Below are 16,032 nucleotides of genomic sequence, written 5' to 3'. Positions count from 1 at the left end.
GGCTAGCCCAGCACCCCGGCGGCGCGCGCGGCGGCGGCGTACTTCTCCGCCAGCGTCGCCGGGGTGTCGTGCGCGTTGAGCCCGCTCGGGTTCGGCACGACCCACACCTCGGTCTCGCCCCACGGGTCGGCCTGCAGGCCGCCGGTCGCGCGGGGCTCCTTGAAGGCGCTGCGGTACGCCGTCAGCCCGGCCACCGCCACCACCCGCGGGGACAGCCGCTCCACGAGGTCGCGCAGCCGCTGCCCGCCCTCCCGGTACTCCGCGGTGGTCAGCTCGTCGGCGCGGGCGGTCGCGCGCCGTACGACGTTGGTGATGCCGATCCCGCGGGACCGCAGGTGGTCGCGGTCGGCGTCCGTCATGCCGGCCGCGGGGTCGATGGGCCGCTCGATGATGCCGGCGGCGTGGAGCGCCGGGTAGAAGCGGTTCGTCGGGTGCGCGAAGTGCGTCTGGGTCGCCGCGGTCCACAGGCCGGGGTTGATCCCCACGAAGAGGAGCCGCAGCGGCGGGTCGTCCGGGCCCGGCAGGAGGTCGGGGACCTCCTGCCCGCGGTAGGTCTCGAGCTCGGCGCGGGTGAACGTACGACGCGGTGGGGCCACCCGTCGGAGCATGACAGATGTCATCGGCGACCCGTGAGGACCGCCGGTGAACGCGTGCGGCCGTGCACTGCCCGAGGGGTCGACCGGGGACCACGATGGAGGCATGACCACGACAGAGCAGACCCGAAGCGCGTCCGGCACGGGTGCCGGGACGGGGGCCGCGATCTCGGTCCGCGGCCTGCGGCGCACCTACGGCAAGGGCGCCGCGGCGTTCGAGGCCGTGCGCGGCGTCGACCTGGACGTGCCGACCGGCACCGTCACCGCCCTGCTCGGCACCAACGGCGCCGGCAAGACCTCGACCCTCGAGGTCGTGGAGGGCCTCGGCCGCGCCAGCGGCGGCACCGTGCGGGTGCTCGGGCTCGACCCCATCGCCGACCGCGCCGCGGTGCGGCGCCGCACCGGCGTGCTGCTGCAGACGAGCGGCTTCTCCGGCGACCTCACCGTCGCCGAGACCGCCCGGCTGTGGCACTCGACGCTCTCGACCCCGCGGCCCGTGGACGAGGCGCTCGAGATGCTCGACCTCGGCGCCCGTGCCGCGGTCAAGGTGAGCGCCCTCTCGGGCGGCGAGCGGCGCCGGCTCGACCTGGCGTGCACCCTCATGGGCCGCCCGGAGCTCGTGTTCCTCGACGAGCCGACGACCGGCCTCGACCCGGAGAGCCGCCGTGAGGTGTGGCGCCTGGTGCGCGGCCTCCGCGCGGCGGGGGCGACCGTGCTCCTCACGACGCACTACCTCGAGGAGGCCGAGACCCTGGCCGACCGGCTCGAGATCATGCACGGCGGCCGCATCGTGCGCAGCGGCACCGCCGGCGAGATCGCCGACGGCCACCCCTCGACGATCGCCTTCGACCGCCTCGAGCGGGCGCTGCCGCAGCAGCTGGCGGGCGGCGTGGTCGACCCCGCGTCGTACGGGCAGCCGCGGACCGTCGTCGAGACCGTCGACCTCCAGGCCACGCTGACCGCGCTGCTCGACTGGGCCCGCGACGAGAAGGTGCGCCTCGAGGGCCTCGACGCCCGCAGCGCCAGCCTCGAGCAGGTGTTCCTCGCGATCGCCGACTCCAGCACCGACGACCGGCGGGACGCGCCCACCGCGCCCGCCACCCCGAAGGGAGCCTGACATGAGCACGATCGACCTGACGCCCGCGTCGTACGGGACCGGGGCGGACGCCCGACCGCAGGGGTCCGCGGCCCGCCGCGTGCTGGGCATGGCCCGGGCCAACGCGGTGCTCCTCGTGCGCAACCGGATGACGTTCGTCTACGCCGTCGTCATGCCGCTGGTGCCGCTCGCGCTGCTGCTCGCCGGGCCGCGCGGCGAGGCCGGCACCGGCATCTCCGCGCTCACCAACGTGCTGATGCTGGCCGCGATCTTCCCCGTCTACTACAACCTGCTCTCGCTCACCGTGACCCGCCGCGACGAGCTCGTGCTCAAGCGCCTGCGCACCGGCGAAGCCACCGACCGCGAGATCCTCGCGTCGATGGCGCTGCCGGGCATCGCGGTGCTGCTGGCCGTGGTCGCGATCAGCGTCCCGGCAGCCGCGGCGCTCGGGCAGCCGCTGCCCCGCAACGGGGTGGTCGTGGCGCTCGCCGCCGTGCTGGTCGCCGGGGCCTTCGCCGCGCTGGCCTTCTGGACCGCCGCCTGGACCAAGAACGCCGAGGCCGCCCAGCTGACCTCCATGCCCGTCATCCTCGTCGCCGTCGTCGGCTCGCTCGTGGCGATCCTGCCCGAGCGCGTGCAGCCCGTGCTCGAGTGGACGCCCGGCGCCGCCCTCGACACGCTCGTGCGGATCGGCTGGTTCGGGCAGGACGCCGACGGTGCCGCGGTCTCGTTCGGGGACTCCTTCGCGGCGTCGGCGCAGCCGCTCGTGACGCTCGCCGTGTGGGCCGTCGTGGCCGCCTCGTTGGCGGCGCGGTCGATGCGGTGGGAGCCGCGCGGCTGACCGATCGCGCGGACCGGTCCCGGGCGCGCGGGGGACGCGCGGGACGGCGCCGGGGCGCGGGCGGCCATGATGGTCGTCCGCGCCCCGGCGCGTGGAGGGGACCAGCTGCAGGACCAGGAGGGTCGATGGCACGGTGGAACGGGTTCTGGACCCGCCGCACGGACGTGCAGCGGGTCGAGCTCTACACCCGCGTCTCGCTCTACGTCCTCGTGTGGTGGGTCGGGCTCTCCGTCGTGGCGTTCCGTCCCGGCGAGCTCGCGTCACCCCGGACGGCGCTGCTGCTGGCGGTGGCCGTCGTGCTCACCGCGCTCGCCGCGACGCTCGGCCTCCGGGTCGCGATGGACCAGGTGCGGCCCCGTCTCGACGACCCGCGGGTACGCCGCGCGACCGCCCTCAACGTCGTCGCCGCCCTCGTCGCGCTCGGTCTCGCGTTCGCGCTGCCGCAGGACGACCGGGGCCTCGTCGTGACCGTCGTCGCCGGGACGCTCGCCTGGGGGGTCGGTGCCGTGCGCGGACGAGCCGCCGTGGCCCTCGGTCCGGTGGTCCTCGTCGGCGGCGCCGTCGCGCTGTTCGGGATCGGTGCGTCGCCCGCCGCGCTCGTCTGGCTGGGCGTCTACGCCTTCTTCGTCTTCACGCTGCGCTCGTCGCTGTGGCTGCTCGCGGTGGTGCGCGAGCTCGACCAGGCGCGACAGGCGCAGAGCCGGCTCGCGATCGCGGAGGAGCGGCTCCGCTTCTCCCGCGACGTGCACGACGTGCTGGGCCGGCACCTCTCGACCATCGCGGTCCAGGCCGAGCTGGCCTCCCGGCTCGCCGAGCGCGGGGACGAGCGGGCGGCCGCCACGATGCTCGAGGTGCGGGCCGCCGCCCACGAGGCGCTGCGCGAGGCTCGGGCGCTTGCTCGCGGCTACCGCCCGGTCGACCTCGGCACCGAGCTCGAGGGTGCCCGGTCGCTGGTGCGCTCCGCCGGCATCGACTGGCACGAGGACCTCGACGACCTGCCGCCCCGCTGGCGCGAGCCCGTCGGGTGGGTGGTGCGGGAGGCCGTCACCAACGTGCTGCGCCACTCCACCGCGACCCGCGTGGCCGTGCGCTGGGAGCGCCGCCCGGAGGGCGCCGGCGGAGCGGGGTCGCTCGTCGTGCGCAACGACGGGGCCCGGCCCGCCGACCCCGCGCACCGCGGCACCGGCCTCGTGGGGCTGGCGGAGCGCCTGGCTCCCACCGGTGCGACGCTCGACACCGCGCGGCAGGACGACGACTTCGTGCTCCGCGTCGACTTCCCGGCCGAGACGGCGGCCGGACGAGGGGAGGAGCCCGCATGATCCGGGTGCTGCTGGCCGACGACGAGAACCTCATCCGCGAGGCGCTCGCCCAGATGCTGGCGCTGGAGGACGACCTCGAGGTGGTCGCGCAGGCCGCGAGCGGTGACGAGGCCCTGGCGATGGCGCGGCGGACCAGCCCCGACGTCGCGGTGCTCGACCTGCAGATGCCGGGCCGCGACGGTCGCGGCCCCGACGGCATCGAGGTCGCGGAGGGCCTCGCGACGGTGGCCCCCGGCTGCGTGGCGGTCATCGTCACCAGCCACGGGCGGCCCGGGCACCTCAAGCGGGCGCTCGCCGCCGGCGTACGCGGGTTCCTGCCCAAGACGACCTCGGCGGCGACGCTCGCCGGGGTGGTGCGCACGGTCCACGACGGCGGGCGCCACGTGGACCCCGAGCTCGCCGCCGAGGCCATCAGCGCCGGCGACAGCCCGCTGACGCCCCGGGAGGCCGACGTGCTCGAGCTCGCGGCCGACGGCGCCCCCGTGGAGGAGATCGCGCGGCGGGCGTCGCTGTCGCCGGGCACGGTGCGCAACTACCTCTCGAGCGCCGTCACGAAGCTCGGCGCGGCCAACCGCCACGACGCCTGCGCCAGCGCGCGGCGGATGGGCTGGATCTGACCGCCCGGCGGGGCACTGGCCAGGGCGCTCGTCAGGGGTAGCCCACCTGGATGCCGTTGGGCACCGGGCGCCTGCTCCCGTCGGAGGGCTCGTTGACCGTCACCATCCGGCCGCCGACCCGGGCCAGCATCGTCGTCGACCCGCCGCCGTCGAGGTTGAGGGCCTCGTCCGCGCCGAGCCACAGCGCGATCTCCGCCGCCTCGAGGTGGGTGATGCCGCGGCTGCGCTCCGAGCGGCCGTCGACGACGAACAGCAGCAGCCGGTGGGTGTCGCGGTCGTAGGCGACGACCGTGCGGGGGGCGAGCGTGGTGTCGCTGCGGTTCGCGACCTGCCCGTTCCGCACGAGCGGTCCGCTGGCGCCGACCGCGAACGCCACGTTGCCCGGTACGGCGACGCGGGGGGTGACGACCGTGCCGTACGGCATCTGCGCGGCCCGGGCCGCCGCCGTGCCACGGGCCACGAGCACGTAGCCGCCGGGCGGGACGGTGCGCACCGGGGCGGAGGAGCTGAGCACCACGCGGCCGTCGCGCACGACGACGGTGCGCACGTCGGTCGCGCCCGCCGTCACGGGGCGGGCGTCGACCGAGGTGCCCCAGGCCGACGAGTAGACGCCGACCGAGTCGGCCGCCACGGCGCCCGAGTTCCAGGCGCTCACGGCCAGGCCCGGGAACTCCGCCAGGCTGGCCTGGAGGTCGAGCTGGCCGAGCCCGACGCTGCCGCCGCGGGTCATCCAGACGGCGTAGTTCCAGCCGCTCTCGCGGCCGTTGAGCACCCCGGCGCCCCGGCTGATGCCGAACCCGCGCGGCGCCCCCGTCGTGTCGATGTCGAAGAAGTCACCGTTGATCGCGGCGACCGCGTTCGGGCCCACGAGCCGGTCCAGGGTGGCGCGTGTCGCCACCTGGCCGCTCCAGGCGTGGTCGGGGCGGACCTTGGTGGACCCGCCGAGGTCGATGGCGACGAGCTTGCCGACGTACCCGCCCCGCTCGTCGACCTCGCTGAACGTCTTGAGGTAAACGCCCGTGGCGAGCCGCACCGTGTCACCGGTGCGGAGCGGGTGGGTGGCGTCGCTGCGCGCCTGCTCCCCGCGGCGGGCAGCGGGCGGGACGGGGACGACCGAGGGGTCCTCGGTGTCGGAGGAGCCGTCGTCGGTGACGGCGCCGGCGCTCCACGCGATCGGGCGATCCGTGGTGGCGGGCGAGGGTGGGGCGGCGCAGAGCAGCAGGAGGAGGGATCCGACGCCGGCCGCCGTGCTGCGGCGGAGGGACATGGGAGCACGGTAGGGCGATCGGTAACATTCCGCCGGTGCATCCCGAGACTTCACCCGCGACCTCCTCCGAGACCGCTCGGCCCGCCACCCTCCCGGGTGTGTCGGTCGTGATGCCGGTGCTCGACGAGGAGCCCTACCTCGCGGACTCGGTGGACCGGGTGCTCGCCCAGGACTACGACGGCCCCTTCGAGGTCGTCCTCGCCGTCGGGCCCTCGTCCGACGCCACCGAGGCGATCGCAGCGGACATCGCGGCGCGGGAGGCGCGGGTGCGCGTCGTACCGAACCCCACGGGGCGCACCCCCCAGGCCCTCAACGCCGCGCTCGCCGCGACGACGCAGCCCTACGTGGTGCGGGTGGACGCGCACGGGTTCCTGCCCGACGGCTACGTGCGTCGCGTCGTCGAGCTGCTCGAGTCGACGGGCGCGGCCAACGTCGGCGGACGGATGCACGTCGTCGGCGAGGACGACTTCGGGCGTGCCGTCGCCGTGGCGATGAGCTCGCGGCTCGGCATCGGCGGCTCCCGCTTCCACCTGGGTGGCGCGGCGGGGCCGGCGGAGACGGTCTACCTCGGCGCCTTCCGGCGGGCGGTGCTGGAGCAGCTGGGCGGGTACGACGAGCGCTACCGCCGCGCCCAGGACTGGGAGCTCAACCACCGCATCCGGGCGGCCGGCGAGGAGATCTGGTTCGACCCCGCGATCGCCGTCACCTACCGGCCGCGCCGCACCGTGCGGGCGCTGGCGAAGCAGTTCCACGGCTCGGGCCGGTGGCGTCGCCGCGTGGTCGAGCACTACCCGGAGACGGCCTCCGTGCGCTACCTCGCCCCGCCCGTCGTCACCGCCGCGGTCGCGCTCGGCACCGCCGCGGGCGTGCTGGGGTCGGTCACGGGCTCGCGCGTGCTGCAGCTGGGCTGGGCGGCGCCGGCGGGGTACGCCGCAGCCGTCACCGCCGCGTCCCTGCCCGAGGGGCGCGACCTGCCCCCGCGGGCCCGGGCGTGGCTGCCCGTCGTGATCATGACCATGCACCTGTCCTGGGGCGCCGGGTTCCTGCGCAACGTCGAGCGGGCCGAGCGGGCCTGATCGTCGAGCGCGCGGTCGGGGCGCGGTCGCGGCGAGGAAAGTGCGCCTCGGCGAAAGAAAACGCGGACTCGAGGTGGCCCGGCATCGGCGTGTCGCGGGCTGGGGTCCGCGTTCTCTTTCCCGGGGTCCGGAGCGCGTCCGCGTTTTCCTTCGTCAGGGCAGTGGGGTTGTCGGCGCCGGGGTCCGGGTGCGCGAGTCCCGGCCTGCGTGGGACGTCATGCGGTTCGGTGCCGGGGGCGGCCGCTGCGCATGACGTCCGGCGGGGTGGAGCCGGTCGGGGCCAGGACTGTGCGTCTGGTGCAGGTGGGACGGTGGCGGGCCTGTCCCAGCCGCACATTTCAGCGCCCGGTACAGCCCCGGCACAGCCCGGACAGCCCTACTTCTTCGACGCCTCGACCTTGGCGCGCTGGGTCTCCATGTAGGCCTCGATGACCTCGTCGGGCTTGCCGTCGGCGCGGAGCACGCCCGAGTCGAGCCACAGCACGCGGTCGCAGGTCTCCTTGATGGTGCCCATCGAGTGGCTGACGAGCAGCACGGTGCCGGCGCGGGCCCGGATCTCGTCGATGCGGCGCTGCGAGCGCGCCTTGAACGACGCGTCGCCCGTGGCGAGCGCCTCGTCGATCATGAGGATGTCGGGGGAGGCGGCGGTGGAGATCGCGAACCGGAGCCGGGCGCCCATGCCGGAGGAGTAGGCCTCCATCGGCAGGCGCACGAAGTCGCCGATGTCGGCGAACTCGACGACCTCCTCGTAGTGCGCCGCCACCTCGTCCGGCTTCAGGCCGAGCGCCAGGCAGCCGAGGATGATGTTGCGCTCGCCGGAGAGGTTCTTGATGAGCGCGCCGGAGACGCCGAGCAGCGAGGCGACGCCGTCGGTGTAGATCGCCCCGCTCGTGACGGGCATCGCGCCCGCGACGGCGCGCAGCAGCGTCGACTTGCCGGAGCCGTTGTGGCCGATGAGGCCGATCGACTCGCCGTGGTGGGCCACGAAGGAGACGCCCTTGACGGCGTGCACGACGTCGACGGCGCCGACGCCCTGCGAGAAGCCGCGGGCCCAGCCGGGCAGCCGCGACGAGCCGGTACGGCGCTTGCCGCCGAACGTCTTGTACTTGAGGTGCACGTCGTCGACGACGAGCACCGGACGCCCCTTGTCGGGCGTCGTGGTCGCCGCCGGTGCGGCCTCGGTCGGTGGAGTGTGCTCAGCCACGGCCGTACTTCGCCTCCGCCCGCCAGAAGAAGAGGAACCCCACCACCAGGGTGCCCACGGCCCACCCGAGCGCGGCCAGCCACAGCGTCGCCGACGGCTCCGCCTCGACCATGAGGCACGTGCGTGCCAGCTGCAGGTAGACGGCCACCGGCTGGTAGGCCAGTGCGGTGCCGAGCAGGCCCGATCCGGCGTAGGTGGTGATCGAGAAGAAGACGCCGGAGAAGTACATGAGGGCGCGCATGATGAACGGGATGAGGTTGGCGACGTCCCGCACCTCGACCACGAGCCGGGCCAGCAGGAACGCCATGCCCGTGCCCCAGACGTGCATGAGCGCGATCGCGCCGGGCAGCGCGAGCCACCACCACGTGAACGGCTCGCCCGACAGCGGCACCAGCACGAGCAGCACGACGGTCGCGGGGAGGAACGTCAGCAGCTCGGTCAGCACCGTCGAGATGGGGAGCAGCGCGCGGGGGAACTGCAGCGAGTTCACGAGCCCGGTGTTGCCGACGACCGCCTTCGAGCCCAGCGTGATGGCGCGGGTGATGAACTGGAAGAAGAAGATGCCGATGAGCAGGTAGGCGATGTAGTTCTCGATGCCCCGGTCGGTCTTCAGCACGTAGCCGAAGATCGTGAGGTAGACCGCCGCGTTGATGAGCGGGTTGAGGATGTTCCACGCCTGGCCCAGGTAGCTGCCCTGGTTCTGGCTGTAGGCCTGGGACTTGGCGAGCATCCAGGCGAAGTGGCGCCGACCCCACAGTCCGGCGAGGTAGGTGCCGAGCCGCGGCCGACCACCGACCTGGCGCAGCCCGTTGCTCTCGGCGATCTCCTTGAGGGAGAGGCCGACCTCGTCGGGCAGGCGGCCCTGTCCGTCGGCGACGGGCTCCGCGGACGTCACGCGGGGACCTCGCGGAGGCGGCGGGTCATGCAGGTGCTCCTCGGGGATCGGGGCGGCCGGAGCCGGGTCGTGCGGACAGCATCGGGCAGGGTACCTCCCTCAACCGCAGGGAACGGCACCGAGACGGCCGAGCCCCTCGAGGTCGCCGGGACCGAACTCCGTCATGGCGCCGGTCTCGGGGTACATCAGCTCCCCGGGGTCGTCGACGTGGTCGAGGCCGACGAGGTGACCCACCTCGTGGTCGACGACCGCCTGCCGGTACGCCGCTCCGCCCGGTTCCGCGGCCATCTCGGCGAAGGCGTCGACGTCGAGCACGACGACGCCCGTCACGTAGCTGAGCCGCGCGCCGCCGAGGGCCACGCTGCCGGCGTACCCGGCGACGTCGCCGCGCAGGTCGCGCTGCTCGTCCTCGTCGGCCCACAGCACGAGCACGGGCTCGGGCCGGCCGGCGTCGTCGATGCGGTCGGTGTCGCGGTCGTCCGTCTCGCCGACGACCCGCAGGTCGAGCCCGGTCGCGGCGCCGACGCGGGCGAGGGCCGCGTCGAGGAGCTCGCGGTGGTCGCGCGGGGCGCCCTCGGGGTTGACGAGCACCTCCACCGTCCGGCAGGGGTCGTAGCCGACGGGCTCGTCGCTGCCGGGTTGCGTCGCGAGGAACGCGTAGGTGCCCTCGCCCGCGGCGTACGGCGGACGCTCGCCGTACCGCTGCAGCCCGAGGAGGTCGCGCAGGGGCGCGGCCTGCGGCGCGAGCGCGACGACGACGCCCATCAGCAGGACCAGGACGGTCGACCCCATCAGCACGGTGACCCACCGCCGGCGCGGCGGCGGTGGCCGCGAGCCGGCGGGCACGCCGTAGGGCAGCGCGCCCAGGCCGAGGGCGGCGTCGACGCGGTCGAGCTCCTCGAGGCGCCGCAGCATCTCCGCCTCGCGGCGTCGGCGCTCCCGCCGCTCCCGCCTGCTCCCACCCGATCCGTCCCCGCGCACGCGCCCATCATGCTGCGGTACGGCGCGGCATCATGGCCACATGGCACGAATGGACCCGAAGAAAGCGGCGACCCTCGCGACCACGGGCGTCACGCTGGCCGTGAAGTACGGCCCCCAGCTGAAGCTCGCCTGGGACAAGGGCGGCAAGCAGGCCGCGCAGGCGGCGGCCCGGCGGGCCGGGCTGGTGCGCGCCAAGCGGCAGGCCCACGCGCACGCCGCCGGGCTCGTCGACGCCTCCGTGCTCCAGCTCGCGCCGGGCGGCGACACCGTCTACGTCGTGCTGAGCGGCAGCACGCCGGTGGCGGCGTACCCGCCCGTCGAGACCCCGCTGGGCGAGCTCGTCGCCCACGCCGACCTCACGCGGGCGGTGGCTCCGGAGAAGCCGCGCTCCCTGCGACGGGGCGGGTCATGAACACGCTGTTCGGGTCGGGCTCGTAGCCGGCGAACGGACCGCGCTCGACGAACCCGTGCCGTGCGTAGAACCGGCGCGCCGGAGCGAAGAACGGCTCGGCCCCGGTCTCCAGGCTGACGCGGCCGAGCCCCCGCTCGCGGGCGAGGTCGAGCAGGTGGGCGAGCAGGTGCGAGGCGACGCCCGTCCGGACGGCCGTCGGCGAGGTGCGCATCGACTTCACCTCGCCGTGGCCCCCGGGCTCGGCCGGGTCGTCGAGCTCCTTGAGCGCCCCCACCCCCAGCAGCGTCCCGTCGGCGGCGCGGGCCACGCAGAAGGTGATCGCGGGGTCCCGCAGCTCGTCGAGGTCGAGCGCGTGCACCGACTCCGGCGGCGAGACCGCCCGCATGTCGGCGAGGTGGGCCTCCAGCAGCGCCCGCACGTCGGGGGCGGTGAGGTCGGGATCGACGGACACGGTGACGGCGGGCGGGACAGCAGGCGGGACAGGCGGGACGGGCGACACGGTCGTCGAGGTTATCGGCCCGCCGCCGACGCCGTCCGCTTGGCATGATGACGCCGTGCCGGCGCCCAGCAACACCTTCATCGAGGGCGACAACCTCGACGTGCTCGCCCGCCTGGCCGCGGAATCCGTCGACGTCGCCTACCTCGACCCGCCCTACAACCGCGACACGGCGCTCGTCTACCGCGACCGCAGCGCCGCGAGCCGCGCCGGCGCGGCCGACCGGCACGCCGCGTGGGTGGCGATGATGCGTCCCCGGCTCGCCGAGGTACGCCGCGTGCTCGCCCCCTCCGGCGCCGTGTTCGTCAGCATCGACGACCGCGAGGTCGCCCACCTGCGGCTCCTCCTCGACGAGGTCTTCGGCGAGCCGGCGTTCGTGGCGCAGGTGGTCGTCAACCTCAACGCGAAGGGCCGTCAGCTGGGTGGCGGGTTCGCGGTCAGCCACGAGTACCTGCTGGTCTACGCCCGCGACGCCCGCCGCTGCCGCCTCGACCCGACGAGCCCCGACACCGTCGACCCGGCCGACTTCGGTCACACCGCCGACGACGGCCGGCGCTACCGGCTGCTCCCGCTGCGCAACACCAACAAGCGCTTCCGGCCGACGACGGCCCCGACGCTGCACTACCCGCTCCACGGCGACCCGGCCACGGGTCGTGTCTCCTGCACGCCGTTCGAGGGCTCGACCGAGGTGCGCCCCGTCTTCGGCGACGGCGCGCCGGCGGTGTGGCGGTGGTCGGCGCCGCTGGTGGCCCAGCGGGCCGACGACCTCGTCTGCCGCACGGTCCGGGGCCGCCTGGGCGAGCGGGTCGACGTCTTCCAGCGCGACTGGCTCACGCCCGAGCGTCGCAAGAAGCTCACGACGATCTGGCTGGCCGAGGAGATCGGCTCGACCGACACGGCCGTCGCGGAGGTGACGGCCCTCGTGGGCAAGGCGTTCGACTCGCCCAAGCCCACGGGTCTCCTGCGGCGCGTCGTCGCGACGTACCCCGCCGACGCCCGCGTGCTCGACCCCTTCGCCGGGAGCGGTACGACGGGGCACGCGGTCGCGCTGCTCAACGCGGCCGACGGGGGCACCCGCACGTGCCTCAGCATCAACGCCGGCGAGCCCGTGCGGCCCGGGTCCGCGGCGGCGGAGGCCGGCTTCGCGACCGTCGCCGACGTCACCCGCGCCCGGCTGCGGGCGGTGGACGCGACCCTCGGTGGCGGCTACGCCGAGGGCCTCGGGGGGCTCACGCCCCGCTGACGCCGGTCGCCTTCTCGAGGGCGGCCACCTCGTCGTCGAGGAAGGTGAGGAGCCGCTGCAGGCGCGGGACCGTCCGGCGGCAGCCGGTGAGCCCGAACCCCAGGCGTCCGTCGTAGGACGTGCAGGTGATGTTGAGGGCGATGCCGTGGAGCGGGATCGACAGCGGGTACATCCCCACCATGCGGGCGCCGTCGAACCACCGCGGGCCGTCAGGGCCGGGCACGTTGGAGATGATCAGGTTGAACGGCGGCCGCACCACGCCCTGCATGCGCAGGAGCGGCAGCACGACGGCCGGCGCGAGCCCGAGCGCCGTCATGGCCAGCGCCTGGGTGTTGGTCATCGACCCGAGCGCCTCCTTGCCCTCGAGCATCGAGCGGCGCACCGAGCGCAGCCGGTCGGCCGGGTCCGCCAGGTCGGTACCGAGCTTCACCATGACCGCGCCCACCGCGTTGCCGCCCTCGTCGGAGGCGACGGCCGCCTGGCCGCGCCGGAACGACACCGGCACCATCGCCGTCAGGGTCGTGTCGGGCAGGGCGTCGAGCTCGGAGAGGTAGGCCCGCAGCGCACCGGAGCACATGGCCAGCACGACGTCGTTGATCGTCGTCCCCGACGCCCGCCCGATGGCGCGCAGCCGCTCGAGCGGCCAGTCGTCGGCGGCGAACCGTCGCGCGCCGGTGATGCGACGGTTGAGCAGGGTGCGCGGCGAGTAGAAGCTCACCGCGGACGTCTCGTTGCGCACGCCCCGGTTGAGCGTCCGCACCAGCGAGGCGGGCATGCCGGCCGCCTCGCCCGCGACGGCGAGCGCACCGTTGAGCGCCTGGGTCGGCAGGGCCAGGCTCGAGCGGCTCGGCGGGCGGGAGGGCCGCTCGCGCCGCGCCCACGGCGCCGGCATGTCGCGCAGGTCGGGGTCGTCGGTGAGCACGCTCTGCAGCAGGCGCATCGCCCCGACACCGTCGAGGAGCGCGTGGTGCATCTTCGAGTACATCGCGACGCGGCCGTCCGCGAGCCCCTCGATCAGGTGCCACTCCCAGAGCGGTCGCTCCCGGGCCAGCCGGGTGCCGTGCAGCCGGCCGCAGAGGTCGAGGAGCTCGCGGATGCGACCGGGCGCGGGCAGCGCGTTGTGGCGCACGTGGTGCTCCACGTCGAACTCGACGTCCTCCCGCCAGGTCCACGCGCCGCCCGTGGCGAGCGACCGGTGGGGGTGCTGGAGGAACAGCGGCGACATGTCCGGCGTCGCCCGCACCCGCTGCACCAGGTCGCGCGTGAACTCCGGCCCCGCGTCCGGGGGCATCTCGAACAGCTGGAGCCCCCCGACGTGCATCGGCATGCTGCGGCTCTCCGCGAAGAGGAACGCGGCAGCGGTCGGGTCCAGCGGTGCGCCCACGGGTGGCCTCCAGACGGGGAGAGGTACGACGGCGTGTCGTGGCTCACAACGTACTCGCCGTCCGCGCGTTACCCAGGTTTTCCTCCCCAGGCCTTTTCCCGACGCACGCCGGCGTCGCAGGGTGGCGGGGCACACGTCGTCCACTCCATCTCGGGAGCACCTCCATGCGCGACCTCGCCCACCCCTGCCCGCCCGCCGCCCACCGGGCGACCTCCTACCTCGTCGCCGCCGTCCTGGCGGCCCTCCTCGCCATCGGCAGCCTGCTCGTCGCGCCGTCGCCGGCCCACGCCGCGACGTACTCGGCGCCGGTGACGCAGGCCGTCGCCGACCTGCCGGTGGCGGCGGAGAACCGCACGGGCTACAGCCGCGACCTCTTCCGGCACTGGATCGACGCCGACGGCGACGGGTGCAACACGCGCGCCGAGGTGCTCCTCAGCGAGGCGGACACGGCGCCGACCGTGGGCTCGGGCTGCTCGATCTCCGGCGGTCGCTGGTACTCCTACTACGACGCGACCAGCTACACGAGCGCGTCCTCGCTCGACATCGACCACATGGTGCCGCTGGCCGAGGCCTGGGACTCGGGGGCGTCGGGTTGGTCCGCGAGCCGTCGGGAGGCCTTCGCCAACGACCTGGGCTTCTACGGGTCGCTCATCGCCGTCAGTGCCTCCTCCAACCGCTCGAAGAGCGACCAGGACCCGGCCGAGTGGATGCCGTCGGGGTCGCACTGCCGCTACGTCACCGAGTGGGTCTCGGTGAAGCACCGCTGGGGCCTCACCGTCGACGCGGCCGAGAAGCAGGCACTGACGTCGTACGCCGCCGGCTGCTCCCAGACGGTGAGCGTGACCATCTACTGACCGCTACTGACCGCTGCTGACCGCTGCTGGCCGCTGCTGGCCCGGCCCGCTCGTCCTCCCCAGCCGCAGCGCGGGGGACCGTCGTCCCCAGGCCCCGTCCGGGCACCCCCGGGCGGGGTCGCTGCGTCCTAGCGTCGTCCTCGTCGCACCGGAGGGTCCGGTGCCGGAGCAGGACGGGGGATCGGGATGGCACGTCGAGCAGCAGGGATCGTGGTCGGGATCGTGGGTGCGGCGGCGGTGGGCACCATCGGGGGGCTCGCCGCCGGAGGCGGCGGAGCGGCGGCCGCGGACCGGTCGACCGAGCGGGCGCCCGGCTGGGTCCCGCCGGGCGACACGGTGGTGGCGGTGACCGGCGACGCCGACAACGGGTTCTCGATCGAGCACCACGACGGCACGACGCTGCACCCGCCCACGCTGTCGGAGGCGACGGCGGAGTGCGGGGAGTACGACACGGAGGTGCAGGTCGCGGTCTGCACCGCCGAGGTGGAGACGTGGTACCGGGACCTGGCCGATCTCCAGGTCGCCATCGCCTGGGCCCGCCACGACGCCGGCGGGGGAGGCCGGGGCACGGTGCACGCGGGCTGAGCCGCGGTCGCGACCGGCGTCACGGTCCGGGCGGCGCCTCCTCTGGCATGATCGGGCCTCGTGGAGGCGCTGCCCGTCGATCGGATCTGGGCCAAGGGCCGGCTGTCGGCGAGCGCCCGCGTGGCGCGCTGGCGCTCCAAGCGCTTCCAGGTGGCGCAGTGCGCCATCGCGGCCGGTGTCGCCTGGTTCCTGGCCTCCGACGTGCTCGGCCACGACCACCCGTTCTTCGCGCCCGTCGCGGCCGTCCTGGGGCTCGGCACGTCCTACGGGCAGCGGCTGCGCCGGGTGGCCGAGGTGGCGGTCGGAGTCGCCGTGGGCGTGCTGGTCGCCGACCTCCTCGTGCTGCAGATCGGGTCGGGCTGGTGGCAGCTGATGCTCATCGTCGTGCTGTCCATGTCGACGGCGCTGCTGCTCGACGGCGGTCAGCTGCTCGTCACCCAGTCGGCCGTGCAGGCCATCTTCGTGGCCACCCTGGTGCCGACGCCGGGCGGTGCCTTCGTGCGGTGGACCGACGCCCTCGTGGGCGGCGCGGTGGCCCTGGTGGCGGCGACCCTGGTCCCGTCCGCGCCGTTGCGGCGGCCCCGGGAGCAGGCGGCCGTGGTGGTGCGCAAGATCGCGGCGCTGCTGCGGGCGGCCTCGGAGGTGATGGTCGACGGCGACACGGAGCGGGCGTTCGACGTGCTGGCCGACGCCCGCGCCACCGACTACCTCATCCGGGAGCTGCAGGACGCCGCCGACGAGGGCATGTCGGTGGTGGCGTCGTCGCCGTTCCGGTTCCGCCACCGCGACTCCGTGCGGCGCATGAGCGAGCTCGTCGAGCCGCTCGACAAGGCGCTGCGCAGCACCCGGGTGCTGACGCGTCGCACGGCGATCGCGGCGTACCGCCGGCGGCCGGTGCCGCCGGGGTACGCGGTGCTCTGCCGGGAGATCTCCGAAGCGGCCGAGGCCGTCGCCGGCGAGCTCGCCCACAACCGCATGGCCACGGACGCGCAGCCGCAGCTCCTGCGGGCGGCCCGCGGCTCGGCCCAGCTCGAGCGCACCGACGAGCTGAGCGTCGAGGTGCTGCTGGCGCAGATGCGCTCGGTCATCGCCGACCTCCTGGAGGTGACCGGCATGGAGGCGCTGGAGGCGACGGACGCGCTGCCGCCCGTGGGCTGACCGCGGGCCGC

Annotated in this window: 17 protein-coding genes; 10 read left to right on the top strand and 7 right to left on the bottom strand. The window is 74.9% G+C overall.

The annotated features are described in order from the left end of the window. Positions 1–2: 2 nt before the first annotated feature. The gene (locus G3T38_RS03780) at positions 3–596 is read right to left on the bottom strand and encodes a mismatch-specific DNA-glycosylase (RefSeq protein ID WP_338037449.1); all 594 of its coding nucleotides are present in this window, start codon (positions 594–596) and stop codon (positions 3–5) included. Between the two features lie 103 nt (positions 597–699). On the opposite strand from G3T38_RS03780, the gene G3T38_RS03775 reads away from it, so the two are divergent. From G3T38_RS03775 to G3T38_RS03760, 4 genes are all read left to right on the top strand, one after another. Continuing rightward, a complete protein-coding gene (locus G3T38_RS03775) occupies positions 700–1,710 on the top strand; it encodes an ABC transporter ATP-binding protein (RefSeq protein WP_163770760.1) in 1,011 nt (336 codons plus the stop codon). A 1-nt stretch (position 1,711) separates the two neighbouring features. Then, positions 1,712–2,530: an ABC transporter permease gene (locus tag G3T38_RS03770; protein ID WP_163770759.1), complete on the top strand. Its 819-nt coding sequence runs from the start codon at positions 1,712–1,714 to the stop codon at positions 2,528–2,530. 125 nt (positions 2,531–2,655) lie between these two features. Then, positions 2,656–3,849 (top strand): sensor histidine kinase, encoded by a 1,194-nt coding sequence (locus G3T38_RS03765; protein ID WP_163770758.1) that lies wholly within the window; start codon positions 2,656–2,658, stop codon positions 3,847–3,849. Beyond that, positions 3,846–4,466 (top strand): response regulator transcription factor, encoded by a 621-nt coding sequence (locus G3T38_RS03760; RefSeq protein WP_163770757.1) that lies wholly within the window; start codon positions 3,846–3,848, stop codon positions 4,464–4,466. Before G3T38_RS03765 ends, G3T38_RS03760 begins: the two co-directional genes overlap by 4 nt. Before the next feature lie 31 nt (positions 4,467–4,497). On the opposite strand, the gene G3T38_RS03755 is transcribed toward G3T38_RS03760, so the two are convergent. Further along, the gene (locus G3T38_RS03755; RefSeq protein ID WP_163770756.1) at positions 4,498–5,733 is read right to left on the bottom strand and encodes a phosphodiester glycosidase family protein; all 1,236 of its coding nucleotides are present in this window, start codon (positions 5,731–5,733) and stop codon (positions 4,498–4,500) included. A 110-nt stretch (positions 5,734–5,843) separates the two neighbouring features. Here G3T38_RS03755 and G3T38_RS03750 point away from each other — a divergent pair, with 110 nt between their 5' ends. Then, positions 5,844–6,809, top strand: coding sequence for a glycosyltransferase family 2 protein (locus G3T38_RS03750; protein ID WP_163770981.1), 966 nt, complete (start codon positions 5,844–5,846; stop codon positions 6,807–6,809). A 376-nt stretch (positions 6,810–7,185) separates the two neighbouring features. On the opposite strand, the gene G3T38_RS03745 is transcribed toward G3T38_RS03750, so the two are convergent. The 3 genes from G3T38_RS03745 to G3T38_RS22070 all read right to left on the bottom strand — a co-directional run bounded on the left by G3T38_RS03745 (position 7,186) and on the right by G3T38_RS22070 (position 9,889). Beyond that, positions 7,186–8,013 (bottom strand): ATP-binding cassette domain-containing protein, encoded by an 828-nt coding sequence (locus tag G3T38_RS03745; RefSeq protein ID WP_163770755.1) that lies wholly within the window; start codon positions 8,011–8,013, stop codon positions 7,186–7,188. Further along, positions 8,006–8,908, bottom strand: coding sequence for an ABC transporter permease (locus G3T38_RS03740; RefSeq protein WP_206675773.1), 903 nt, complete (start codon positions 8,906–8,908; stop codon positions 8,006–8,008). Before G3T38_RS03740 ends, G3T38_RS03745 begins: the two co-directional genes overlap by 8 nt. A gap of 99 nt (positions 8,909–9,007) precedes the next feature. After that, positions 9,008–9,889, bottom strand: coding sequence for a matrixin family metalloprotease (locus G3T38_RS22070; protein WP_163770754.1), 882 nt, complete (start codon positions 9,887–9,889; stop codon positions 9,008–9,010). Positions 9,890–9,929: 40 nt separating this feature from the next. Between G3T38_RS22070 and G3T38_RS03730 the strand changes: the two genes are divergently transcribed. After that, the gene (locus tag G3T38_RS03730) at positions 9,930–10,301 is read left to right on the top strand and encodes a hypothetical protein (protein ID WP_163770753.1); all 372 of its coding nucleotides are present in this window, start codon (positions 9,930–9,932) and stop codon (positions 10,299–10,301) included. On the opposite strand, the gene G3T38_RS03725 is transcribed toward G3T38_RS03730, so the two are convergent. Then, entirely contained in the window at positions 10,246–10,800 is a 555-nt protein-coding gene (locus G3T38_RS03725; RefSeq protein WP_174267596.1) for a GNAT family N-acetyltransferase, read from the bottom strand. The genes G3T38_RS03730 and G3T38_RS03725 overlap by 56 nt on opposite strands. 55 nt (positions 10,801–10,855) lie before the next feature. Here G3T38_RS03725 and G3T38_RS03720 point away from each other — a divergent pair, with 55 nt between their 5' ends. Then, entirely contained in the window at positions 10,856–12,040 is a 1,185-nt protein-coding gene (locus tag G3T38_RS03720; protein WP_163770751.1) for a DNA methyltransferase, read from the top strand. Here G3T38_RS03720 and G3T38_RS03715 read toward each other — a convergent pair. Next, positions 12,027–13,424 carry a wax ester/triacylglycerol synthase family O-acyltransferase gene (locus G3T38_RS03715; protein ID WP_163770750.1) on the bottom strand — a complete coding sequence of 466 codons (1,398 nt, stop codon included), beginning with the start codon at positions 13,422–13,424 and terminating at the stop codon, positions 12,027–12,029. The genes G3T38_RS03720 and G3T38_RS03715 overlap by 14 nt on opposite strands. Positions 13,425–13,588: 164 nt before the next feature. Between G3T38_RS03715 and G3T38_RS03710 the strand changes: the two genes are divergently transcribed. From G3T38_RS03710 to G3T38_RS03700, 3 genes are all read left to right on the top strand, one after another. Then, entirely contained in the window at positions 13,589–14,278 is a 690-nt protein-coding gene (locus G3T38_RS03710; protein WP_163770749.1) for an HNH endonuclease family protein, read from the top strand. Between the two features lie 186 nt (positions 14,279–14,464). Then, positions 14,465–14,863 carry a hypothetical protein gene (locus G3T38_RS03705; protein WP_163770748.1) on the top strand — a complete coding sequence of 133 codons (399 nt, stop codon included), beginning with the start codon at positions 14,465–14,467 and terminating at the stop codon, positions 14,861–14,863. Positions 14,864–14,923: 60 nt separating this feature from the next. After that, entirely contained in the window at positions 14,924–16,021 is a 1,098-nt protein-coding gene (locus G3T38_RS03700; protein WP_163770747.1) for an FUSC family protein, read from the top strand. The last annotated feature ends 11 nt before the right edge of the window (positions 16,022–16,032 follow it).

The organism is Nocardioides zeae (assembly GCF_010686755.1).
Classification (GTDB): domain Bacteria; phylum Actinomycetota; class Actinomycetes; order Propionibacteriales; family Nocardioidaceae; genus Nocardioides; species Nocardioides zeae.
The sequence above is the reverse complement of the archived record's forward strand: the minus strand, read 5'-3'. Positions and strand labels throughout refer to the sequence as shown.